General features: G+C 67.6%; 17 protein-coding genes. 12 read left to right on the top strand and 5 right to left on the bottom strand.

The features are described from left to right. Positions 1–10: 10 nt before the first annotated feature. From ACTJIL_RS03260 to ACTJIL_RS03245, 4 genes are all read right to left on the bottom strand, one after another. Positions 11–292 (bottom strand): type II toxin-antitoxin system RelE/ParE family toxin, encoded by a 282-nt coding sequence (locus ACTJIL_RS03260; RefSeq protein WP_440754163.1) that lies wholly within the window; start codon positions 290–292, stop codon positions 11–13. 22 nt (positions 293–314) lie between these two features. Then, positions 315–941 (bottom strand): 2'-5' RNA ligase family protein, encoded by a 627-nt coding sequence (locus ACTJIL_RS03255; RefSeq protein ID WP_440754162.1) that lies wholly within the window; start codon positions 939–941, stop codon positions 315–317. Positions 942–943: 2 nt separating this feature from the next. Then, positions 944–4714: a methylmalonyl-CoA mutase family protein gene (locus ACTJIL_RS03250; RefSeq protein WP_440754161.1), complete on the bottom strand. Its 3771-nt coding sequence runs from the start codon at positions 4712–4714 to the stop codon at positions 944–946. A gap of 243 nt (positions 4715–4957) precedes the next feature. Then, a complete protein-coding gene (locus tag ACTJIL_RS03245; RefSeq protein ID WP_440754160.1) occupies positions 4958–7069 on the bottom strand; it encodes a C1 family peptidase in 2112 nt (703 codons plus the stop codon). A gap of 192 nt (positions 7070–7261) precedes the next feature. Here ACTJIL_RS03245 and ACTJIL_RS03240 point away from each other — a divergent pair, with 192 nt between their 5' ends. The 9 genes from ACTJIL_RS03240 (at position 7262) to ACTJIL_RS03200 (ending at position 16703) form a co-directional block, all read left to right on the top strand. Further along, a complete protein-coding gene (locus ACTJIL_RS03240; protein ID WP_440754159.1) occupies positions 7262–8821 on the top strand; it encodes a phospholipase D family protein in 1560 nt (519 codons plus the stop codon). Positions 8822–9067: 246 nt separating this feature from the next. Further along, positions 9068–10171 carry a Glu/Leu/Phe/Val dehydrogenase dimerization domain-containing protein gene (locus tag ACTJIL_RS03235; RefSeq protein WP_440754158.1) on the top strand — a complete coding sequence of 368 codons (1104 nt, stop codon included), beginning with the start codon at positions 9068–9070 and terminating at the stop codon, positions 10169–10171. A 92-nt stretch (positions 10172–10263) separates the two neighbouring features. Beyond that, a complete protein-coding gene (locus tag ACTJIL_RS03230) occupies positions 10264–11421 on the top strand; it encodes an isovaleryl-CoA dehydrogenase (protein ID WP_440754157.1) in 1158 nt (385 codons plus the stop codon). Between the two features lie 289 nt (positions 11422–11710). Beyond that, complete coding sequence (locus ACTJIL_RS03225; RefSeq protein WP_440754156.1) at positions 11711–12886, top strand: thiolase family protein; 1176 nt, start codon at positions 11711–11713, stop codon at positions 12884–12886. Positions 12887–13012: 126 nt separating this feature from the next. Further along, positions 13013–13354: a hypothetical protein gene (locus ACTJIL_RS03220; RefSeq protein WP_440754155.1), complete on the top strand. Its 342-nt coding sequence runs from the start codon at positions 13013–13015 to the stop codon at positions 13352–13354. A gap of 133 nt (positions 13355–13487) precedes the next feature. Then, entirely contained in the window at positions 13488–13880 is a 393-nt protein-coding gene (locus ACTJIL_RS03215; protein ID WP_440754154.1) for a hypothetical protein, read from the top strand. Between the two features lie 123 nt (positions 13881–14003). Next, positions 14004–15611 (top strand): carboxyl transferase domain-containing protein, encoded by a 1608-nt coding sequence (locus tag ACTJIL_RS03210; protein ID WP_440754153.1) that lies wholly within the window; start codon positions 14004–14006, stop codon positions 15609–15611. Between the two features lie 172 nt (positions 15612–15783). Further along, positions 15784–16335 (top strand): bactofilin family protein, encoded by a 552-nt coding sequence (locus ACTJIL_RS03205; protein ID WP_440754152.1) that lies wholly within the window; start codon positions 15784–15786, stop codon positions 16333–16335. After that, positions 16332–16703 (top strand): hypothetical protein, encoded by a 372-nt coding sequence (locus ACTJIL_RS03200; RefSeq protein WP_440754151.1) that lies wholly within the window; start codon positions 16332–16334, stop codon positions 16701–16703. The genes ACTJIL_RS03205 and ACTJIL_RS03200 overlap by 4 nt, the downstream gene beginning before the upstream one ends. 144 nt (positions 16704–16847) lie before the next feature. Here ACTJIL_RS03200 and ACTJIL_RS03195 read toward each other — a convergent pair whose 3' ends face one another. After that, positions 16848–18779 carry an FTR1 family protein gene (locus ACTJIL_RS03195; RefSeq protein WP_440754150.1) on the bottom strand — a complete coding sequence of 644 codons (1932 nt, stop codon included), beginning with the start codon at positions 18777–18779 and terminating at the stop codon, positions 16848–16850. A gap of 128 nt (positions 18780–18907) precedes the next feature. Here ACTJIL_RS03195 and ACTJIL_RS03190 point away from each other — a divergent pair, with 128 nt between their 5' ends. From ACTJIL_RS03190 to ACTJIL_RS03180, 3 genes are all read left to right on the top strand, one after another. Next, a complete protein-coding gene (locus ACTJIL_RS03190; protein WP_440754149.1) occupies positions 18908–19696 on the top strand; it encodes an enoyl-CoA hydratase-related protein in 789 nt (262 codons plus the stop codon). Positions 19697–19791: 95 nt separating this feature from the next. Then, the gene (locus ACTJIL_RS03185; RefSeq protein WP_440754148.1) at positions 19792–20193 is read left to right on the top strand and encodes an endonuclease domain-containing protein; all 402 of its coding nucleotides are present in this window, start codon (positions 19792–19794) and stop codon (positions 20191–20193) included. Positions 20194–20197: 4 nt separating this feature from the next. Beyond that, complete coding sequence (locus tag ACTJIL_RS03180) at positions 20198–22207, top strand: acetyl/propionyl/methylcrotonyl-CoA carboxylase subunit alpha (RefSeq protein WP_440754147.1); 2010 nt, start codon at positions 20198–20200, stop codon at positions 22205–22207. The last annotated feature ends 1 nt before the right edge of the window (position 22208 follow it).

Genomic DNA, 22208 nt, shown 5'->3' with positions numbered 1-22208 from the left:
CCTGTTAATTTCAGTGGTAATCGACGATTTCCACGTCGTGCGCATCGCCATCACTCCAGCGGAAGCAGATGCGCCATTGGTCATTGATCCGAATGCTGTGCTGTCCTTTGCGTTTGCCTTTGAGCGGCTCCAGCCGGTTTGCAGGGGGAATACGCAGATCGTCGAGCGTGGCCGCGGCATTGAGCATGCGCAACTTGCGCCGGGCGACCTGCTGGATCGTGGACGGCAACCTGCGCGAGGAGGCGCCCGCCCAGATCCGTTCGGCTTCCTTGCCTGAAAAGTTCCTGATCACGGGCTAACTATAACGCCATCCGTTATATGACGCAACCCGTCATAGAACGCCATCGAGAGGCCAGCGCTCCAGATGTGCGTGGTGCGATCGGCCTGTTTCGGAGGCGGGCGACGAGATCCACCGCAGGCGCCCGGAAACCGAATGGCTCGATGGGAATGCGTTCGTCGGGCAGCGAATCCACATAGCCCAGCGTGAGATGTGCGGCTTGCCTGCTGCGATGTACGAAGAGACCGACGTGACGCAGTGCATCCGCCAACGCGATTCTCAACGCATCGAACCGTTCCTGGCTCGGGGTATCCGCTAGGGCGACACAGGCACGCCCATCCTTTCCAAATCGCGCCGTCGTGTCGAATGTGATCTCGAACGCAGGAAACGAGAAGCGAGAAGCTGCTTCCTCCAGTGCTTCACACAGTGGGCGAAGTCGGCGCTTTGGCTTTCCGCATTCGACGACGCTGACGTGCAGCAGCTTCGCTGGCCTGAATGAACAGCGCGTTCGCCCGGCACAGACACGTCGTTGCCAATCCACGATGCGTGGCAGATCGCGGTCGTTCGGATAGATCGCAAAGAAGGTGGGCCAAAGATAGGGGATGAGATCGGCCCCAAGCGCCTCGGGGTCTAGCGAATTCCGAAAGAGGTCGCCGGTTTGCACGGCTACATATTCCGTCGATACTCCCCACCCACGTCATAAAGCGCATGGCTGATCTGCCCCAGGCTATGCGTCTTCACCGCCTCCATCAGCGCCGCGAACACGTTCTTCCGCTCCCGCGCCGTGTTCTGAAGGTACGCCAGTCCATGCCCGTCGTGGACCATCGGCGCTTCCTCGTCGGCATCGGCGAGGTGCCCGTGCGAGGTCTCGCCCTTCGGCGCCAGCGCATTGCGTGACTGCTGCCAGCGGGCGACGTTCTCGATCTGCTGCCCCTTCTCCCCTTCCGTACTCCGGATCAGCTCGATCTCGGTGGCGATCTCGCCCGCATGCTCCTTCGGCAGGAAGGTATTGACGCCGACCAGGGGCAGCGAGCCGTCGTGCTTCTTGTGCTCGTAGTACATCGACTCTTCCTGGATCTTGCCGCGCTGGTACATGGTGTCCATGGCGCCGAGCACGCCGCCGCGCTCGCTGATGGCTTCGAACTCCTTGTAGACGGCTTCCTCGACCATGTCGGTGAGGTATTCGACGGCGAAGCTGCCTTGCCAGGGGTTCTCGTTGAAGTTGAGGCCGAGTTCCTTGTTGATGATCATCTGGATGGCGACGGCGCGGCGCACGCTTTCTTCGGTCGGCGTGGTGATGGCCTCGTCGTAGGCGTTGGTGTGCAGGCTGTTGCAGTTGTCGAACAGCGCGTACAGCGCCTGCAGCGTGGTGCGGATGTCGTTGAACTGGATCTCCTGCGCGTGCAGGGAGCGGCCGCTGGTCTGGATGTGGTACTTCATCATCTGGGACCGTTCGTTGGCGCCGTAGCGCTCGCGCATGGCGCGGGCCCAGATGCGGCGGGCGACGCGGCCGATGGCGGTGTATTCCGGGTCCATGCCGTTGGAGAAGAAGAACGACAGGTTGGGCGCGAAGTCGTCGATCTTCATCCCGCGTGCGAGGTAGTACTCGACGATGGTGAAGCCGTTGCTGAGGGTGAAGGCGAGCTGGCTGATCGGGTTCGCCCCGGCCTCGGCGATGTGGTAGCCGGAGATCGACACCGAGTAGAAGTTGCGCACGCCGTTGTCGACGAAGTACTGCTGGATGTCGCCCATCATCCGCAGCGCGAACTCGGTGCTGAAGATGCAGGTGTTCTGGGCCTGGTCTTCCTTGAGGATGTCGGCCTGCACGGTGCCGCGCACGGTCTTGAGGGTTTCGGCCTTGATGCGGGCGTAGGTGTCGGCGTCGACGACCTGGTCGCCGGAGACGCCGAGCAGGCCGAGGCCGAGGCCGTCGTTGGTGGGCGGGAGTTCGCCGCCGTACTTCGGCTGTTCGCGGCCTGCGAAGAGTTTGGCGAGGGTCTTCTGCGCTTCGGCCCAGCGGGCGTCGTCGGCCTTGAGGTATTTCTCGACCTGCTGGTCGATGGCGCAGTTCATGAACATCGCCAGGATCATCGGCGCGGGGCCGTTGATGGTCATCGACACGCTGGTGGTGGGCGCGCACAGGTCGAAGCCGGAGTACAGCTTCTTCATGTCGTCGAGCGTGGGGATGTTGACGCCGGAGTTGCCGATCTTGCCGTAGATGTCCGGGCGCGGCGCGGGGTCTTCGCCGTACAGGGTGACGGAGTCGAAGGCGGTGGACAGGCGCGCGGCCGGCTGGCCGACGGACAGGTAATGGAAGCGGCGGTTGGTGCGCTCGGGCGTGCCTTCGCCGGCGAACATGCGGATCGGGTCTTCGCCGGTGCGGCGGTAGGGGTAGACGCCACCGGTGTAGGGGTAGCTGCCGGGGAGGTTTTCCTTGCCGAGGAAGGTGAGCAGTTCGCCCCAGGACTTGTAGGTGGGGGCGGCGATCTTCGGCACCTTCTGGTGGCTGAGCGATTCGCGGTAGTTGTCGACCTTGATCTGCTTGCCGCGGACTTCGTAGGCGGTGGTGTCGTCGGTGATGGATTTGAGGCGGGCGGGCCAGTCGCGGAGTTGCTTGAGCGACTCGGAGGTGAGGGATTGGAGGGCGTCGTTGTAGCGCTGGCGGAGGGTCAGCAGCGAACGGTCGGGGGCTTGCGCTTTCGCAGGAGCGGCGGGAGCCGCGAGCTTTTCGTTGATCGGTGAAGCGGTCGCGGCTTCCGCCGCTCCTACAGGGTGCGGGGCGACGTCGTCGGTGTGGTAGAGGTCAAGCTGCCTCGGCAGCTTAGGGTCTTCGAGTTCCCGCAGGGCCTGCCAGCAGGCCTGGGCGCGGTCGGCGGCTTCGGCCTGCTTTTCGATGGAGGCGTTGATGGCGCGCCCCTGCTCGGCGATCTCGGCCAGGTAGCGGACGCGGGCGCCGGGGATGAGGACGGTGGCGCGGGGTTCCTTGAGGGTGGTGTCGATGCGGGGGGTGAAGTTGCAGCGGCTGCTGCGGACCCCATCCCCACCCTGCCCTCCCCTTGAAGGGGAGGGTTCCTTGTTGCTGCCTTCCCTTGAAGGGGAAGTTTCGGAAGCTTTAAAGCCCTCCCCTTCAAGGGGAGGGTTGGGTGGGGATGGGTTGTCGCCCAGGTGCAGCTTCTCGCGCAGCAACCGGCACAGGTTGGCGAACATCCAGCTGATGCCAGGGTCGTTGAACTGGCTGGCGATCGTCGGATAGACCGGGACGTCCTCGTCCTTGGTCTGGAACGCGACGCGGTTGCGCTTCCACTGCTTGCGGATGTCGCGCAGGGCGTCTTCGGCGCCGCGCTTGTCGTATTTGTTGAGCACGATCAGTTCGGCAAAGTCGATCATGTCGATCTTCTCGAGCTGGCTGGCGGCGCCGTAGTCGGACGTCATCACGTACATCGGGAAGTCGACGAGGTCGACGATCTCCGAGTCGGACTGGCCGATGCCGGCGGTCTCGACGATCACCAGGTCGTAGCCGAGGCTCTTGAGGAAGGCGATGCCGTCCTTGAGCACCACGTTGGTGGCGGCGTGCTGGCGGCGGGTGGCCATCGAGCGCATGTAGACGCGGTGGGACCGCAGCGAGTTCATGCGGATGCGGTCGCCGAGCAACGCGCCGCCGGTGCGGCGGCGGGTGGGGTCGACCGAGATCACCGCGATGCGCATCTGCGGGAAGCTGGCGAGGAAGCGGTTGAGCAGCTCGTCGGTGACCGAGGACTTGCCGGCGCCGCCGGTGCCGGTGATGCCGACGACCGGGGACTGCGTGCCGGGCGACTGCCATTGCTTGCGGAGCATGGCCAGCTCGGAATCGGAGAAGTGGCCATCCTCGATCGCGGACAGGACGCGGCCGATGCCGATCTCGTCCTCCAGCGCGGGCCTTGCGGCGCCGGCGAGACTTTCGGTGCCGGTGTCGCGCGCCTTCGCATCCCGCGCCTGCGAGACGCGCTTGACGACGTCCTCGATCATTTCCACCAGCCCCAGCTTCATGCCGTCGTTGGGGTGATAGATGCGCTCGACGCCGTAGGCCTCGAGCTCGCGGATCTCCTCGGGGGTGATGGTGCCGCCGCCGCCACCGACCACGCGGATGTGGTCGGCACCGTGTTCGCGAAGCATGTCGACCATGTATTTCATGTACTCGACGTGGCCGCCCTGGTAGCTGGACAGGGCGATGGCGTCGGCGTCTTCTTGCAGCGCGGCGCGGACCACGTCCTCCACCGAGCGGTTGTGCCCGAGGTGAATCACTTCCGCGCCCTGGGACTGGATCAGGCGCCGCATGATGTTGATGGCCGCGTCGTGGCCGTCGAACAGGCTGGCGGCGGTGACGAAGCGCAGCGGCGTGGCGCTGGCCTCGGCGGACGGATGGGTGCCTTCGAGGGCGGTGGCGGCTGGCGTGCTCATGGCGCGCTCCAACAAGGTAAACGGATGGCTCGATTGTACCGTGGGGGCTGGGGCGCCTCCTTGGCGGGGCCGGCGGTGCGTCGTCCTTGCAGGAGCGGCGGAAGCCGCGAGCTGCCGGTACATCGAGAAGGCTTTGCGGCTTCCGCCGCTCCTACGGTTGGCTCTGGCCCCTCCCCCTGCCTTCGCAGGGGAGGGGCAAGGCAAAGCTCGCGGCTGAAGCCGCTCCTACAAAGGCCCCTGGCTTCAGGCTTCCAGTGCGCGGCGCAGGGCGTTGCGGCGGTCGCGCAGGCCGGCTTCGGAGCGGTGGATGTCGAAGTGCACCGGGATGCTGCTGCGCTTGCCGAGGATGCGGGCAACGGTGGCTTCCAGGGTGGCGCGGTCGTCGTCGAAGCCGCCGTGGGTGGTGGCGTCGGCGCCATTGGGCGAGCCCGCCGGTTCGCCGGCGACGGGCGATTGCACCCAGTCCAGGCGCCCGGCCTTGAGCAGCTTGTGCACGCGCTCGAAACCGTAGGCCTGGTCGGCCACCGTCTTCGCCGCGATGAAGCGCGCCATGCCGGCGATCGGGGTGCCCTGGGACAGGCGCCGGTCGATCCAGCTGCGCGCCTGCTGTTCGAACGCGTGCGCGACCATGTACAGCAGCGACTTGTGGTAGATGCCGGCGCAGCTGTCGTCCTGCTCGGCCTTGTCGGTGAGGGTGAACAGGCAGCTGCGGTCGATCTTGCCGGCCTCGATCGCCGGCACGTAGCTCATCAGGAACATCTCCATGCTGATCGCCGGCGCCCACAGGTTGACGCTGGCCAGCGTCGCGTCCATGCCGAGCATGCCGCGCGCGGGGCCACCGGTGATCTGCCCGCGCGACGTGAGCAGTTGCACCACCGGCGCCATCAGGATCGAGCCGGCGCTGTGGCCGGCGACGTGCAGTTCCACCGAAGGGTCCTGCCCCGCCCACTCGTTGAGCAGGCGCGCGACCTGCGCCGCGCCGCCGGCTTCGACCAGCCCGCCATTGGCGCCGCGCGCGACCGCGGTGGTGGCGAGCAGCGCGTTCTCCTTCATCTCGTCCCACAGCGCCTTGCCGCCGATGTTGCGGGCCAGCGGCTCGAGGGTGTCGTCGAGGCGGTCGAGCAGCAGGTCCTTGGCCTTCTCGATCAGGCCTTCGCTGCGCGGGCGCGCGGCGTCCTTGAGGATGTTGCCCAGCGTGGTCCAGAAGTCGGTCTTCCAGATGAAGCACAGCGGGTAGATCTCCTGCGCGAGCATGGTTTCGCGGTAGTCGGCGACGCGCTGGATCGCGCTGTCCTCCGGTACCAGGCCGCCGTGGGCGTAGAGCAGGATGCGCTTCTTCTTCCAGCCTTTCGTGGCCTCGCGCATGTCCTTGCGGACGATGTTGCGGATGTCTTCGACCGTGCTGCCGAAGCGGCCGCTGTCGCGCAGGCGGCCGTCGTTGCCGAGGCTGATCACGTGCGGGCGCAGGTCGGCCTGCGAATAGCCCACCGACTGCCGGCCGATCGACGAGTTGCTCACCGCGGCGGACTGCGCGCGCAGCAGGTGTACCGGCACCGCGAGCCGCGCGACCCAGACGTCGGTGCCGCGTTCGAGCCATTCGTCGTAGCTGATCCAGCCGATGCCGCGATGGCCCCACTTCGCGCCCCAGGAATTCTGGAACCAGAATCCCTCGCCGTCGTAGGCGACGATGGCGAAGGCGTGGTAGCCGATCACCGGCTGTTCGTTCCAGGCGATCTTTCCGCTCGATGGCGGATCGATCCAGCCGTCGTGCACCGCGCTCGACGCGTACAGCACGCCGACCTCGGCGAACGCTGCGTGCATCGCGACGAGATCCTTGTGGTTGACGCGGAAGTAGGCGCCGAGCGGGTTGCGCAGGGCGTCGCGCGCGCGTTCGTCGGTATAGGGTTCCAGTGCGTTGCCCGGGGCATACGGCCACGCGGCTTCCGAGCACACGCCGTGCTTGTGCCAGCCCTTCATCGCGCCGCGGCAGCTGGAGCCGGAATAGCTCTCGCCGCGCCACTCGTCGTAGCGGCGCGCCATGTCGTAGAACATGCGCGTGCTGACGCGGGTGGTGTCGGCGCCGGAGCCGCGCGCGCGCAGCAGGGTGTGGGCGACGGAGGCCAGGCCGAACGCGGTGCAGGCGCCTTCGTCTCCCTGGTCGAGCACCGGCACCTTGAGCGCGGTGAAGCGCGACAGCGGCACGTGGGTGGGTACGTCGACCAGGGTGGGTTCGAACATGCGGTCGCGGAAGTCGGCGGTGTCGGGGCGGGCGTCGAGCAGGCGGGCGCTCTGCGTCGGCCTGCGCTGCGCGGCTCGCATCCGGGGTTGCGCCGGCTTGGTGTTGGTCGTGGCCATCTGCTTTCCTCCGACAAGGGGAACGGCGGCATCGCGCGGGCGAGGACAGCGCGCGACGCGATGTCACGAGCATGCCCGCCCGCGGTCGCGAAAACCGCGACCGCCGCGGCAAAGCGGCTTGCCGGGTGGCGATGGCGCCCGGATACTCCAGCAACACCGCGCGGGAGCGGGAATACACAGGGGTCCGGCTCGATGTCACGAATCAAGCGCATCTTCGCGTGGGGCCTGTTCGCGCTGGTGCTGATGCTGCTCAGTGGCTGGCTGCTGGCCGACTTCCTGACCCCGCGCGCGGTCGGCGCGCCCAGCCACGCGCTGCCACTGCAGCCGGCGCAGACCGAGCTCGATCGCGAGATCGTGCCGCTGGTGGCGAAACACGGCGGCAAGACCGGGATCATCCTGGTCCCCGACGGACTCGATGCGTTCGCCTCGCGTGCGCTGTCGGCGCGCAAGGCCGGGCGCAGCCTCGACCTGCAGTACTACATCTGGCACAACGATCCCACCGGCCGCCTGCTCGCGCACGAAGCCTGGAAGGCGGCCGAGCGCGGCGTGCGCGTGCGCGTGTTGCTCGACGACATGAACACCAAGGACGAGGACACCGACCTGCTGGCGTTCGACGCCCACCCCAACATCGAGATCCGCGTCTACAACCCGTTCCGCAACCGCAACAGCGCGATGCGCGTGCTGGAACTGGTGCAGCGCTTCTTCAGCGTCAACCACCGGATGCACAACAAGGCCTGGATCGCCGATGGCCGGGTGGCCGTGCTGGGTGGGCGCAACATCGGCCAGGAATACTTCGACGCATCCGCCGGCACCAACTTCCGCGACCTGGACGTGGTGCTGTTCGGGCCGAAGGTTGCGCAGGCCAGCACGATCTTCGACGCGTTCTGGAACAGCGAGGCGGCGGTGCCGATCTCGGCGCTGAGCTCGCGTTCGCGCCGGCAGCTCGACACCGCCAGCGCGCGCGTGCGGGCGGAGGCCCGAAGCGATTCCGCCAAGCGCTACCTGCAGCGCATGGACGCCTCATCGACGGTGCGCGGCTACTTCCGCGGCAAGCTCGCGCCGCACTGGAGCCACCGTATCGAGGTGGCCTCGGACCCGGCCCTGAAGTGGAAACAGGACGACCGCAGCGGCTGGCTGGTCAACAAGCTGGCCGAGCAGATCTTCGGCGCACGGCATGAGGCGCTGCTGATTTCGCCCTACTTCGTCCCCGGCGACACCTTGACCCGGCGCCTGGTGGACCTGGTGCGGCGCAAGCACGTGGACGTGGGTGTCATCACCAACTCGCTGGCCGCCAACGACGTGCCCGCGGTGCATGCCGGTTACATGGCCTACCGCGGGCGCCTGCTCGATGGCGGGGTGTCGCTGTACGAACTGCGCGCGCAGGGCGCCGGCGAGACCCACGGCATGTTCGGCAGCAGCGGCGCCAGCCTGCACACCAAGGCCTTCGTGATCGACGGCGAACGCGGCTTCATCGGCTCGTTCAACCTCGACCCGCGCTCGGCCTACCTCAACACCGAGATGGGCGTGCTGTTCGAGGACCGCGACATCGCCGCGGCGGTGCGCGAGGAGTACCAGCGCCTGGCGGGACCGGCGCTGAGCTACCAGGTCTGCCGCGACAAGGACGGCGCCCTGTGCTGGCGCGACCGCAGCCAGGACCCGCCCCTGGTGCTGCACAAGGAGCCGCAGACCACCGCCTGGCAACGGGCGACGGCGCGAATGATCGGCTGGCTGCCGATCGAATCGCAGCTGTAGGCGGCCGGCCCGCCCCGGAAACCGGCGCGGCGGCCCAATCCCCCATTCATGCTGGCCGGCCGTGGAACCGTTTCCGCGGCCCGTACCGGGTTGAACGGGCTTTTCCGCGACCGGTTGCGTAAAATGCCGCGCCACCAGCACGGCCATTGCCCGTCTGGCCGCTGCCAGCCAGCGATCCGACCACTTACCCACACATTGCCGGCGTCCCGCGCAAGCGGATCGGCGCCATGCAACGGAGTTTTCCCGATGATCTTCGAACACCTGGACACCTTCGGCCACGAACAGGTCGTCTTCTGCCACAACAAGGACGCGGGCCTGAAGGCCATCATCGCGATCCACAACACCGTGCTGGGCCCGGCGCTGGGCGGCACGCGGATGTGGCCGTACAAGTCCGAGGCCGAAGCGCTCAACGACGTGCTGCGCCTGTCGCGCGGCATGACCTACAAGAACGCGGTGGCCGGCCTGGACATCGGCGGCGGCAAGGCGGTGATCATCGGCGACCCCTCCACCGACAAGTCCGAGGCGCTGTTCCGCGCGTTCGGCCAGTTCGTGCAGTCGCTGGGCGGCCGCTACATCACCGCCGAGGACGTCGGCATCGACGTCAACGACATGGAACTGGTCTACCGCGAAACCGAATACGTCACCGGCGTGCACCAAGTGCACGGCGGCTCGGGCGACCCCTCGCCGTTCACCGCCTACGGTGCGCTGCAGGGCCTGATGGCCACGATCAACAAGAAGTTCGGCGACGAGGAAATCGGCAAGTACAGCTACGCCGTGCAGGGCCTGGGCCACGTCGGCATGGAGTACGTGAAGCTGCTCAAGGAACGCGGGGCCAAGCTCTTCGTCACCGACATCAACAAGACCCTGGTCGACAAGGCCGTCAGCGAGTACGGCGCCGAAGCCGTGGGCGCGGACGAGATCTACGACGTCAACGCCGACGTGTATTCGCCGTGCGCGCTGGGCGGCACGCTCAACGAACAGACCCTGCCGCGCTTCAAGTTCAAGATCGTCTGCGGCCCGGCCAACAACCAGCTGGCGACCAACGCGATCGGCGACGAGCTGGAAAAGCGCGGCATCCTCTACGCGCCCGACTACGCGGTCAACGCCGGCGGCGTGATGAACGTGGCGCTGGAGATCACCGGCTACAACCGCGAACGCGCGATGCGCATGATGCGCACGATCTACCACAACCTCGCGCGCATCTACGAGATCGCCGAGCGCGACGGCATCCCGACCTACAAGGCCGCCGACCGCATGGCCGAGGAACGCATCTCGGTGATGGGCAAGCTCAAGCTGCCACTGGGCCGGACCACGCCGCGCTTCCAGGGCCGCATCCGCGGCGGCGCGTAAACTGCGCCTCGAACGCAAGATGGACGACGGGGCCTGCGCGCCCCGTTGTCTTTTGCAGCACTGCAACACCAGGAACAAGACAGGAGCCTTGCATGCGCCCTTTCCCGTTGGGTGAAGACATCGACGCACTGCGCGAGGCCGTCCGCCGTTTCGCGGACGCCGAGATCGCGCCGCGCGCCGAAGCCATCGACCACGACAACGCCTTCCCGCAGGACCTGTGGCCGAAGCTCGGCGAGCTGGGCCTGCTGGGGATGACGGTGCCCGGCGAGTTCGGCGGCAGCGAGATGGGTTACCTCGCCCACCTGGTGGCGATGGAGGAAATCTCGCGGGCCTCGGGCTCGGTGGGCCTGAGCTACGGCGCGCATTCCAACCTGTGCGTCAACAACCTGTATGCCAATGGCAACCCGGCGCAGCGCGAGAAGTACCTGCCGAAGCTGTGCAGCGGGCAGTGGAAGGGCGCGCTGGCGATGAGCGAGCCGGGCGCGGGCTCCGACGTGGTCGGCTCGATGTCATGCCGCGCGGAGTTGCGCGGCGACATGTGGATCGCCAACGGCAACAAGATGTGGATCACCAACGGCCCCGAGGCCGACGTGCTGATCGTCTACATGCGCACCGCCGGCAAGGACGCGGGCAGCAAGTGCATGACCGCCTTCATCGTCGAGAAGGGCATGAAGGGGTTTTCCACCGCGCAGAAGCTCGACAAGCTCGGCATGCGCGGCTCGAATACCTGCGAACTGGTGTTCGAGGATTGCGAGATTCCCGCGGCAAACGTGCTGGGCGAGGTGAACAACGGCGTCCGGGTGCTGATGTCGGGCCTCAACACCGAACGCCTGGTGCTGACCGGCGGCCCGCTCGGGCTGATGCAGGCCGCGCTCGATGCCGCCCTGCCCTACGTGCGCGAGCGCCGGCAGTTCGACGCCGCGATCGGCACGTTCGGCCTGATGCAGGGCAAGATCGCCGACATGTATACCGCGCTGCAGTCGTCGCGCGCCTTCGCCTACCAGGTCGCCCGGGATTACGACGCGGGGCACAAGTCGCGCATCGACGCGGCCTCGTGCCTGCTACACGCCTCGGAAGCGGCGGTGCAGGTCGCGCTGGAAGGCATCCAGGCTCTGGGCGGCAATGGCTATATCAATGAGTACCCCACCGGCCGGATCCTGCGCGACGCCAAGCTCTATGCCATCGGCGCCGGCACCAACGAAATCCGCCGCATGCTGATCGGGCGCGAACTGTTCGAAGGCAACAGCTGAGGCAGCGGATTCCGATTCCCCGTGGGAGTGGCCGCTGCGGAACGGCGATAGCCGCGATGCCCTGTTCTGCTGTTCTGCCCTTGTAGTATCGACGGAAGCCGCGATGTCTTCGTGATGCTGCGACAGTTCGCGGCTTCCGCCGCTCCTACGGGCAACGCCAGAATCAGAAGCAATCGTGGCGATAGCCGCTCCACGGGTCTCCGGCCTGCGCGGTTTGCGGCACTGCAGCATCCGGTCGCATAATCGGCTGGTCCCCGGCCCCCACGCCGGCCTGCCTCCGGAGATTCCCATGTCCGACATCGTCATCGTCGGTGCCAAGCGCACCGCCATCGGTTCCTTCCTCGGCCAGTTCACCGGCGTGCCCACCCCGACCCTCGGCGCCGTCGCCATCGAAGGCGCGCTCGCGCATGCCGCCCTCGCCGCCGACCAGGTCGACGAGGTGATCATGGGCTGCGTGCTGCCCGCCGGCCTCGGCCAGGCGCCGGCGCGGCAGGCCTCCCGCGCCGCCGGCATTCCGGACGGCGCCGGTTGCACCACCATCAACAAGGTCTGCGGCTCGGGCATGAAGGCGATCATGTTCGGCCACGACCTGATCAAGGCCGGCTCGGCCAGCGTGGTCGTCGCCGGCGGCATGGAGTCGATGACCAACGCGCCGCACCTGCTCAACGGTTCGCGCACCGGCATCAAGTACGGCAGCACCGAGATGCTCGACCACATGGCGTGGGACGGCCTGACCAATCCCTACGACGGCAAGGCGATGGGCGTGTTCGGCGATGCGGCCTGCGCCAAGTACGGCTTCAGCCGCGAGGACGTCGACGCCTATTCGGCCGAAAGCGCCAACCGCGCCAAGCAGGCCATCGCCGATGGCGGCTTCAAGGACGAGATCGTCCCGGTGACGGTCAAGACCCGCAAGGGCGACGTGGTCGTCGACACCGACGAGCAGCCCGGCCGGATCGACACCGCCAAGATCCCGACCCTGCGCCCGTCATTCGGCAAGGACGGCGTGCTCACCGCCGCGTCGTCGTCGTCGATCTCCGATGGCGCCGCCGCGACCGTGCTGATGTCCGCCGACGAAGCCGCTAGGCGCGGACTCAAGCCGCTGGCGCGGATCGTCGCCCATGCCACCCACTCGCAGGCGCCGGAATGGTTCACCACCGCACCGGTGAAAGCGATTTCAAACGTGCTCGAGAAGGCGGGCTGGAACGTCGGCGACGTCGACCTGTTCGAGATCAACGAAGCCTTCGCCTGCGTCGCCATGGCACCGATGAAGGACCTTGGCATTCCCCACGACAAGCTGAATGTCCATGGCGGTGCGTGCGCGCTGGGCCACCCGATCGGCGCCAGTGGTGCACGCCTGGTGGTCACCCTCTTGAACGCCCTCAAGGCCCGCGGTGGCAAGCGTGGCGTCGCTTCCCTGTGCATCGGGGGCGGCGAGGCAACCGCAATCGCCGTCGAGATGGCGTGAAAGGTTTAATGGGTTATTTACAAAAAAAACCGTTCAAACGCTTGACAGTGGAAACGGGCTTGTCATCATGTTCGTGGGCGCGCTACCGCGCGTTGCCAACTCATATAAACGACGAGGAAGATTGACATGACGATCAACAAGGCGCTGCTCGCTCTGGCCCTGGGTTTCGCCCTGGCCGCCTGCAGCAACCAGAAGCAGGCCGAGGATTCGGCCGCCGACGCAGCCGACGCCGCTGCCGCTGCGCAGACCGCCGCCGACGAAGCCACCGCTGCCGGTGACGCGACCGCCGACGTTGCGCAGGACGCCGCTGACACCGCCGCCGACGCCGCCGCTGCTGCCAGCGATTCCGCTGCCGACGCTGCTGCCGCAACGACCGGCGAAGCTGCCGACGCTGCTGCCGACGCCGCCGACGCTGCCGCCGACGCCGCCGACCAGTCCAAGGACGCCGCGGAAGAAGCCCAGCAGTAATCGGCTTCCAAACGACGTTGCAATAAAGGAAAAGTCGCTGGTTCGCCAGCGACTTTTTCCGTCAGGGGGAGCGTGATCGCAATTGCGTGCGCTCCGATCACTGGAAACAGACACTTCAGGAGTACCCGCACCCATGAACACCCGTATTGTCGTCCTGTTGGCTGCCAGCGTGCTGGCACTGTCCGCATGCAAGAACGAAACCCCGACCGCCCAGGACCAGGCCGCCGAAGCACAGTCGGCGATGGAACAGGCGGGCGATTCCGCCGCCGCTGCCGCATCCGACGCCGGTGACGCGATTGCCGAAGGCGCCGACGCCGCTGCCGCCGCCACCGGTGAGGCCGCTTCGGAAGTCGCCGATGCAACGCAGGCTGCTGCCAGCGATGCCGCCGATGCCACCCAGGCTGCCGCCGCCGACGCCGCCGACGCCACCAGCCAGGCCGTCTCCGACGCTGCCGACGCCACCCAGGCTGCCGCGCAGGATGTCGCCGACAAGGCCGAGGCCGCTGCCGACGAAGCCAAGAACTGAGCCAGGCTTCATTGCTGCTCGCACGGGACCCGCTTCGGCGGGTCTTCGTGTTTCCGGGCTCCGGGCGGCGATGCGTGGAGGCTGCGGTTATCCTTTGCCTTCCCCGCCTTGACCTGGTCCGCCATGCCCGTCCTCCGCTCCGCCCTGGATACACGCGCGCAGTCGTTCGTCGAGAACGTCGCCTACCACGACGAACTGTCGCGCGAACTCGACCGCCGCCTCGCGCGCGCGGCCGCGGGCGGTGGCGCCAAGGCGCATGAGAAGCACGTCGCACGCGGCAAGTTGCCGGTACGCGATCGCATCACCGCCCTGCTCGACCCCGGCTCTCCCTTCCTGGAAATCGCGCCGCTCGCCGCCGAGGAGATGTACGACGATGCCGCGCCCGCAGCCGGCATGGTCTGCGGCATCGGCCGGGTGATGGGCCAGGAAGTCGTGGTGGTCGCCAATGACGCCACGGTCAAGGGCGGCACCTACTTCCCGATGACGGTGAAGAAGCACCTGCGGGCACAGGAGATCGCGCGCGAGAACCACCTGCCCTGCGTGTACCTGGTCGACTCCGGCGGCGCCTTCCTGCCGCTGCAGGACGAGGTGTTCCCGGACAAGGAGCACTTCGGCCGCATCTTCTACAACCAGGCGCGGATGAGCGCGCAGAACATTCCCCAGCTGGCCGTGGTCATGGGCAGCTGCACCGCCGGCGGCGCCTACGTGCCGGCGATGAGCGACGAAAGCATCATCGTCAAGGAACAGGGCACGATCTTCCTCGGCGGCCCGCCGCTGGTGAAGGCGGCGACCGGCGAGGTCGTGGACGCCGAGGCGCTTGGCGGTGCCGACGTGCACACGTCGGTGTCCGGCGTGGCCGACCACTTCGCCGAGGACGATCGCCACGCGCTGGAGATCGCACGCAACCTGGTCGGCAACCTCAACCGCCGCAAGGTGGTGCAGCTGGCAACGCGCGAGCCGTGCGAGCCGCTGTATTCGGCCCGCGAGCTGTACGGCATCGTGCCGAAGGACACGCGCCGTCCGTTCGACATCCGCGAGGTGATCGCGCGCATCGTCGACGGCAGCGAGTTCGACGAGTTCAAGGCGCGCTACGGCAAGACCCTGGTCACCGGCTTCGCCCACCTGCACGGCTACCCGGTCGGCATCGTCGCTAACAACGGCATCCTGTTCTCGGAAAGCGCGCTCAAGGGCGCGCACTTCATCGAACTGTGCAACCAGCGCGGCATCCCGCTGGTGTTCCTGCAGAACATCACCGGCTTCATGGTCGGCAGGAAGTACGAGAACGCCGGCATCGCCAAGGACGGGGCCAAGATGGTCACCGCGGTCGCCTGTTCGAGCGTGCCGAAGTTCACCGTGGTGATCGGCGGCAGCTTCGGCGCCGGCAACTACGCCATGTGCGGCCGAGCCTATGGCGCGCGCTTCCTGTGGATGTGGCCCAACGCGCGCATCAGCGTGATGGGCGGCGAGCAGGCAGCCGGGGTGCTGGCCACGGTCCGGCGCGACGGCATCGAAGCGCGCGGCGGGAGCTGGTCGGCTGAGGACGAAGCCGCCTTCAAGGCGCCGATCCGCGAGCAGTACGAGTCGCAGGGCAGCCCCTGGTACGCCACCGCGCGGCTGTGGGACGACGGCATCATCGACCCGGCCGATACCCGGCGCGTGCTGGGCCTGGGGATCTCCGCCTCGCTCAATGCCCCGGTCGAACAGGCCCGGTTCGGGGTGTTCCGGATGTAGCCTGCCGGCCGACACCGACCGGTCATCTTCTTCGTGTAAGGCCTGCCAATGGCCTCGCAACCCCTTGTCGGAAGGTGGATTTGGTGAGCCGCGTCACAGCCATGTGAAGGCGGCTGCATGCTAGTCTGGCGGCTCCCCCCAGCCGTCCAGTCCCGTCCGAGGAAGTCGCTCCATGGCCATTTTCAACCAGCAAAGCCCCGCCAAGAAAGACGTGCCGTCGTTCGCCAACGACCCCGCGCCCAACCCGCAGGCGGCCCCGACTCCGATCCGTGATACCCCAGCCGTGGCCGACTTCACGCCCAGCCAGGTCGCCCCGCCGCGCGCCAACGCGCAGCCCGAGGCGAAGGAATCCCTGATCGCCGCCGACCTGACCATCGAAGGCAAGATCGAAGGTGCCGGCCACGTCCGCATCGCCGGCAAGTTCAAGGGCGACGTCAACGTGCAGGGCGACCTGACCATCGAAAAGGGCGCCAAGCTCAGCGGTGGCGTGAGCGCCAAGAAGGTCATGGTGGCCGGCGAACTGGAAGGCAATATCGAATCGGCCTCGCGGGTCGAATTGCTCGACTCCGGCGCGCTGACCGGCGACATCAAGGCCGGCTCGCTCACCGTGGCGGCCGGTTCGCGGATCCGCGGCCATGTCGAATGCGGCTGGGGCGACAAGGATGCACCGAAGTCGAATGGCAAGGCCGCCGACACCAAGCCGGAACGCGAACTCGTTTCGTGAGCAACGCCCGTCCGGGCACGGCAGGTGCCACGCGCACCTGCCCGCATTGCAAGACGACGATCCTCGAAAGCTCGAGCATCTGTCCGTCCTGCCGGCATTACCTGCGCTTCGATTCCCCGAACGCGCAGGCCTCGACGACCATCACCCCGCTCAATGTCGAAGGCAAGATCCGCCATCCGTCCGAGGGCGGCGCCTGGGAGTACTCGGTGGTGCTGACCATCCGCGATGACGAAGGCAACGAGATCGCCCACCAGGTGGTCGGCGTGGGTGCGATGCATCCCGGCGAGGAACGCACCTTCAGCCTGGCGGTGGAAGTGATGCCGACCAACGACATGCGTCGCCCCGCCAAGCGCGGCATGAAGCACTGAGCGAGGATCGGACCCGCGCCGGAGCAAGCCGCCGGATCCAGGGATAAAAGGAAGGCGCCCGAGGGCGCCTTCCTGCATTTGCGCGGGCCAATCCGCGCGCCGCGCGAACACTACGCCGCCCGCCATTGCCCAGGCAGGGCTCCGTCAGCGCGCGGCGGCAGCCGCGCGCGCGTTGCGGATGTTCCAGGCGAACCCGAGCAGCAACGCCACCAGCACCACGAGTTGGGCAGTGACGCCCTGGATGGTCGGGTGGATGCCGAGCAGGTCCATCCGCGGTCCGTCGAACAACGACATCGACACCCAACCGGCCTCCTGCAGGGCCGCGACGCCCTTGCCCGCCAGCACCACCGCCAGTACCGCGACCAGTGCCGCGCTCGCCGCGAAGAACTTCCCGAACGGCAGCTTGCGGCTGTAGCGCAGCATCAGCCAGGCCACCACCGCCAGACCGACCATGGCGGTTGCCGCCCCGGCCATGATCGCGCCATGGTGCCCCTGGCTCCACAGCGCGGCATAGAACAGCACCGTTTCGAACGCTTCCCGATACACCACGATGAAGGCCAGCAGGAACAGGAACCAGGCCGAACCGCGCGAGAGCGCATGCGACAGCTTTTCCCGGATGTAGCGCTGCCATGCGTCGGCATGGCTCTTGCCATGCATCCAGATCCCGATCGAGACCAGCACCACCGCCGCGAACAGCGCGGCAAACCCCTCCGTGAGCTCGCGACTGGCGCCGCTGATGTTCACCAAGTAGGTGGCGGCCAGCCAGGTGGCGCCGCCGGCGACCAGCGCACCGATCCATCCGCCGTGCACGTAAGGCATGGCTTCCACGCGCCCGGCCTTGCGCAGGAACGCCACCATCGCGATGACGATCAGCAGGGCCTCGAGTCCTTCGCGAAGCAGGATGGTGAGGGCGCCAATGAAGGCCGTGGTGGCACCCGCACTGTCGTTGTCGTCCAGCGTGGCTTCGGCACGGTTCAGCAGGGCCTCGGCCTCGGCCGCGCTTGCCCGGACGTCGGCCACGCCGGCGCCCTGGCTGATGCTCCCGCGAACGCTTGCCATCGCGGTTTCCAGTTCGCGCAGCAACCCCGCGTCGCGGGTACCCAGCAGCGGCTCGATGGGTTCCACGCCATCGAGATAGGCCGACAGCAGCTTGTCGCGCGCCACGGCAGCATCGCCCGCCGCATAGGCTTCGACGCCTTCCCTCAGGCGCGTGCGCGCCAGCACCAGCGCGCCTTCCTGTTGTCCCGCCTCGACCAGGGCAAGGGCCGCCTGCGGCTCACGACGCAGGTACGCGGTGATGTCATCCGCCTCGTCCTGCGGCAACCCGGCCAGGCCAGCCGGCAAGGCATGCACCAGCGCTGCCAGGTCCGGCACCGCCGCCTGCGCTTCGGGGTGTTCGCGCAACAGCGCTTCGCCTCGTGAGGCGGCATCGCCGGGGAACGCGAGCTGGCCGACATAGAACGCCAGGGCCCAGCGCTGGTCCTCCGGCAGGTGCGCGTAACTGACCATCGAAGTGCCTTCGAGGCCCTGGTCGATCACCTGCTGCAGCGCGAACACACTGCGCTGACGCGCGCGCGCCTTGTCGGTGAAATCGATCGGCGGCGGGTCCAGGCTCGCGCCGGCCGGGCCGTCACCGGCGCCGGTCGCACCGTGGCAGCTCGCGCAGTTCTGCTGGTACAGCGCCGCGGCGCCCGACAGGTCCGGCACGCCATTGGGCGCGCGCGGCACCGGATATGCACTCAGCAAGGCCTCGGCCAGCGCCCGCGCCTGAAGCTCGACTTCCGCCGGAGCCGCCTTGTCCGCGATCGCATCCTGCAAGGTGACGGCCTGTGCTTCGAGCGCCTGCCTGGACGGATGCGCGGGCAAGCCCGCGAGCCCTTCGCGAACGGTCGCCGAGAATTCGGTCATCTCGTCGTATTCGACCTGGCTGATCACCACCCCGCCGCTGACGGCGCCGGGATAGTCCACCGCGATGTAATCCAGCAATCGCCACAGGGTCTGCACCTGCGGGGTGGCGAGGGCGCTGCCGGCCATGACAAGCAGGATCAACAGCGAGAACAGGCGGAACACACGCATGGGCGTTACCCGGGGTGGAATCAGCGCATTCTACAGACAACGAGAACGAGTCGCATTTAGACCTGCCTCGCCATGCGAAGCCCCGGCGCCACTTATGATGTCCGATCCCATCCTTGGAGCGCGCGCGAGTGACCGACGCCCTGCTGACCCATCGCCAAGGCCCGGTGGCCCGCCTTCGCCTGCACCGTCCCGAGTTGCACAACGCTTTCGATGCCGCCCTGATCGCGGGCCTGACCGATGCACTGGAGCAGCTGGGACGCGACGCCAGCGTGCGCGTGGTCGTCCTGGAGGGCAGCGGCGCCTCGTTCTCCGCCGGCGCCGACCTCAACTGGATGCGCGGCATGGCCGCCGCGGGCGAAACCGAAAACCGCGACGACGCCCTCGCCCTCGCCCGCCTGATGCGGGTCCTGGACGAGCTGCCCAAGCCCACCGTCGCCCGCGTCCACGGCGCGGCGTTCGGCGGCGGCGTCGGGCTTGTGGCCTGCTGCGACATTGCCATTGGCGCCGAAGGCGCGAAGTTCGGCCTGACCGAGAGCCGCCTGGGGCTGCTGCCAGCGGTGATCTCGCCCTACGTGATCGCGGCGATCGGCGCGCGCCACGCGCGGCGCTATTTCGCCACCGCGGAAGTATTCGATGCGATGCAGGCGCAGCGGATCGGCCTGCTGCACGAGGTCGTGGCGGCCGATGCGCTCGACGCCGCGGTCGACCGCCAGGTCGCGCTGCTGCTCAAGGCCGGCCCGGTGGCGTCGGCGCAGGCGAAGTCATTGGTGCGCGACGTCGCATGGGCGCGTGACCGCGACGCGATCGACGCAGCCAATGCCGGTCTGATCGCGCGATTGCGGGTGTCCGGCGAAGGGCAGGAAGGTCTGTCGGCGTTCCTCGACAAGCGTGCGCCGGCGTGGGCGGCGAAGGACTAAGCCAGCAGCCGATCCAAAGCCCTTCCCTTCAAGGGGAGGGTTGGGTGGGGATGGTCTGCCCCCGCAGCATGAAAACAATGGACAAGGAGTGTCCGATGCAAGGCCAGACAAACAGGAAGATCCTGCATGGAAAACTCCAGCGCAAGCTCCGCAATGCACCCACCGATGCAGAAGACCTGCTTTGGCGGCACTTGCGCGGTAGGCAACTGGAGGGATGCAAGTTCAGGCGACAGCATCCGTTCCTGGACTTCATCCTTGATTTCGCCTGCCTGGAGCGAAAGATCGTGGTCGAACTGGACGGCGGCCAGCATGCGGGCTCGACGGCGTACGACGCGCGACGAACGACGCTTCTGGAGAACACCGGATTCGTCGCCCTGCGATTCTGGAACAATGATGTCTTCGACAACACCGATGGAGTGCTCGAGGTGATATTGCGAACGCTGCGGAACCGCGCAACACCATCCCCACCCAACCCTCCCCTTGAAGGGGAGGGCTAAACGCATGTTCGACAAGATCCTCATCGCCAACCGCGGCGAAATCGCCTGCCGCGTGATCCGGACCGCGCGCCGGCTCGGCGTCGCCACCGTGGCGGTGTATTCGGAAGCCGATGCCGATGCGCAGCACGTGCGCCTCGCCGACGAAGCGTGGCCGATCGGCGGGCCGCGGCCGCAGGACAGCTACCTGCGCGGCGATGCGATCCTGGAAGTCGCGCGCCAGTCGGGTGCGCAGGCGATCCATCCCGGCTACGGTTTCCTCAGCGAGAACGCGGACTTCGCCGACGCGGTCAAGGCCGCCGGCCTGGCATTCATTGGCCCGTCCGGCGACTCGATGCGCAAGATGGGCAGCAAGGCCGGCGCCAAGGACCTGATGGCCGCCGCCGGCGTACCGGTGGTGCCCGGCTACACCGGCGAGGACCAGTCGCCCGACCTGCTCGCCCGCGAGGCCGCGCGCATCGGCTTCCCGCTGATGATCAAGGCCGCGCACGGTGGCGGCGGCAAGGGCATGCGCATCGTGCGCTCGGCCTCCGAGTTCCTGCCCAACCTGGAGAGCTGCCAGCGCGAGGCGAAGAATGCGTTCGGCCGCGACCGCGTGCTGCTCGAGCGCTACATCGAATCCCCGCGCCACATCGAGATCCAGGTGTTTGGTGACGCCGATGGCAACGCCATCCACCTGGGCGAACGCGAATGCTCCGCGCAGCGCCGCTACCAGAAGGTGCTGGAGGAGTCGCCCTCGCCGTTCGTCACGCCGCAGCTGCGCGCGGCGATGGGTGCGGCCGCGGTGCAGGCCGCGCATGCGATCGACTACGCCAACGCGGGCACGGTGGAATTCATCGTCGCGCCGTCGGGCGAGTTCTTCTTCATGGAGATCAACACCCGGCTGCAGGTCGAACACCCGGTGACCGAACTGGTGACCGGCCTGGACCTGGTCGAATGGCAACTGCGCATCGCAGGCGGCGAGCCGCTGCCGCTGGCGCAGGACGACATCGTCCAGCGCGGCCATGCGATCGAGGTGCGCCTGTACGCGGAGGACCCCGACGCCGGCTTCCTGCCCGGTTCCGGCAGGCTCGAGCGCCTGCGCCTTCCCCCGCCCTCGCCGCAGGTGCGCATCGACTCGGGCGTGGTCGAAGGCGACACGGTGACGATCTTCTACGACCCAATGATCGCCAAGCTGGTCGTGCACGGCGAAGACCGGCCACGCGCCCTCGCCTGCCTGCGCGAGGCGCTGGCGCAATGCGAGATCGAGGGCCCGAAGTCCAACATCGCCTTCCTCGAACGACTGGTGCGGCATCCGGCCATCGTCGATGCCAGCATCGACACCGGCTACCTCGACCGCCACCTCGACGACTTCATCGGTGGAGACGAAGACGATGCCGGCCCGGTCGCTGCCGCGGCCACCGCCGCGCTGCTGCAGGACGAAGCCGCGACGCGGGCTTCGGCGACGCGCAGCGGCGATCCCTCCTCGCCCTGGGCCATCGCCGATGGCTGGCGCCTGGGCCATGCCGGCCAGCGCCGGCTGGTGCTGCGCCTTGGCGACGTGCGGCATGAGATCACCGCGCACGGCGCCGACGGCGATTACCGCATCGAACACGACGGCGCCACCGTCGAGGTGACAGGCGCGCGTTTGGCTGGTTCGCACCTGGCCGAATCTGGCCTCAGCGCGCGTTTCGATGGACGGGGCCGGCGTTACCGCATCCAGGCCGATGCGCGCCGGATATTGCTGCATGACGGGGAGCGGCGTTGGCGCTACGAGCGCGTGCCGGCCTATCAGGCGGAGCACACCGGTGCGGGCGGCAGCGGCGACCAGGTCGTCGCGCCGATGCCCGGGCGCATCGTGCTGGTTCGTGTTGCCGGTGGCGACAATGTGGAACAGGGGCAGGAACTGCTGGTGATGGAAGCGATGAAGATGGAGCTTTCCCTGAAGGCACCGCGCGATGGCGTGGTCGCCGAGGTGCGGGCAACGCAAGGCGAATTCGTCGATGCCGATGCCAGCCTCGTCGTGCTGGAGACCTGAG

The organism is Luteimonas sp. 22616 (assembly GCF_052044325.1).
Taxonomy (GTDB): domain Bacteria; phylum Pseudomonadota; class Gammaproteobacteria; order Xanthomonadales; family Xanthomonadaceae; genus Luteimonas.
The sequence above is the reverse complement of the archived record's forward strand: the minus strand, read 5'-3'. Positions and strand labels throughout refer to the sequence as shown.

Bases quoted from the DNA above. Each gene is read 5' to 3' on its own strand.
- ACTJIL_RS03250 (WP_440754161.1), bottom strand. From the start codon at position 4,714: ATGAGCACGCCAGCCGCCACCGCCCTCGAAGGCACCCATCCGTCCGCC.
- ACTJIL_RS03245 (WP_440754160.1), bottom strand. From the start codon at position 7,069: ATGGCCACGACCAACACCAAGCCGGCGCAACCCCGGATGCGAGCCGCG.
- ACTJIL_RS03240 (WP_440754159.1), top strand. From the start codon at position 7,262: ATGTCACGAATCAAGCGCATCTTCGCGTGGGGCCTGTTCGCGCTGGTG.
- ACTJIL_RS03235 (WP_440754158.1), top strand. From the start codon at position 9,068: ATGATCTTCGAACACCTGGACACCTTCGGCCACGAACAGGTCGTCTTC.
- ACTJIL_RS03230 (WP_440754157.1), top strand. From the start codon at position 10,264: ATGCGCCCTTTCCCGTTGGGTGAAGACATCGACGCACTGCGCGAGGCC.
- ACTJIL_RS03225 (WP_440754156.1), top strand. From the start codon at position 11,711: ATGTCCGACATCGTCATCGTCGGTGCCAAGCGCACCGCCATCGGTTCC.
- ACTJIL_RS03220 (WP_440754155.1), top strand. From the start codon at position 13,013: ATGACGATCAACAAGGCGCTGCTCGCTCTGGCCCTGGGTTTCGCCCTG.
- ACTJIL_RS03215 (WP_440754154.1), top strand. From the start codon at position 13,488: ATGAACACCCGTATTGTCGTCCTGTTGGCTGCCAGCGTGCTGGCACTG.
- ACTJIL_RS03210 (WP_440754153.1), top strand. From the start codon at position 14,004: ATGCCCGTCCTCCGCTCCGCCCTGGATACACGCGCGCAGTCGTTCGTC.
- ACTJIL_RS03205 (WP_440754152.1), top strand. From the start codon at position 15,784: ATGGCCATTTTCAACCAGCAAAGCCCCGCCAAGAAAGACGTGCCGTCG.
- ACTJIL_RS03195 (WP_440754150.1), bottom strand. From the start codon at position 18,779: ATGCGTGTGTTCCGCCTGTTCTCGCTGTTGATCCTGCTTGTCATGGCC.
- ACTJIL_RS03185 (WP_440754148.1), top strand. From the start codon at position 19,792: ATGCAAGGCCAGACAAACAGGAAGATCCTGCATGGAAAACTCCAGCGC.
- ACTJIL_RS03180 (WP_440754147.1), top strand. From the start codon at position 20,198: ATGTTCGACAAGATCCTCATCGCCAACCGCGGCGAAATCGCCTGCCGC.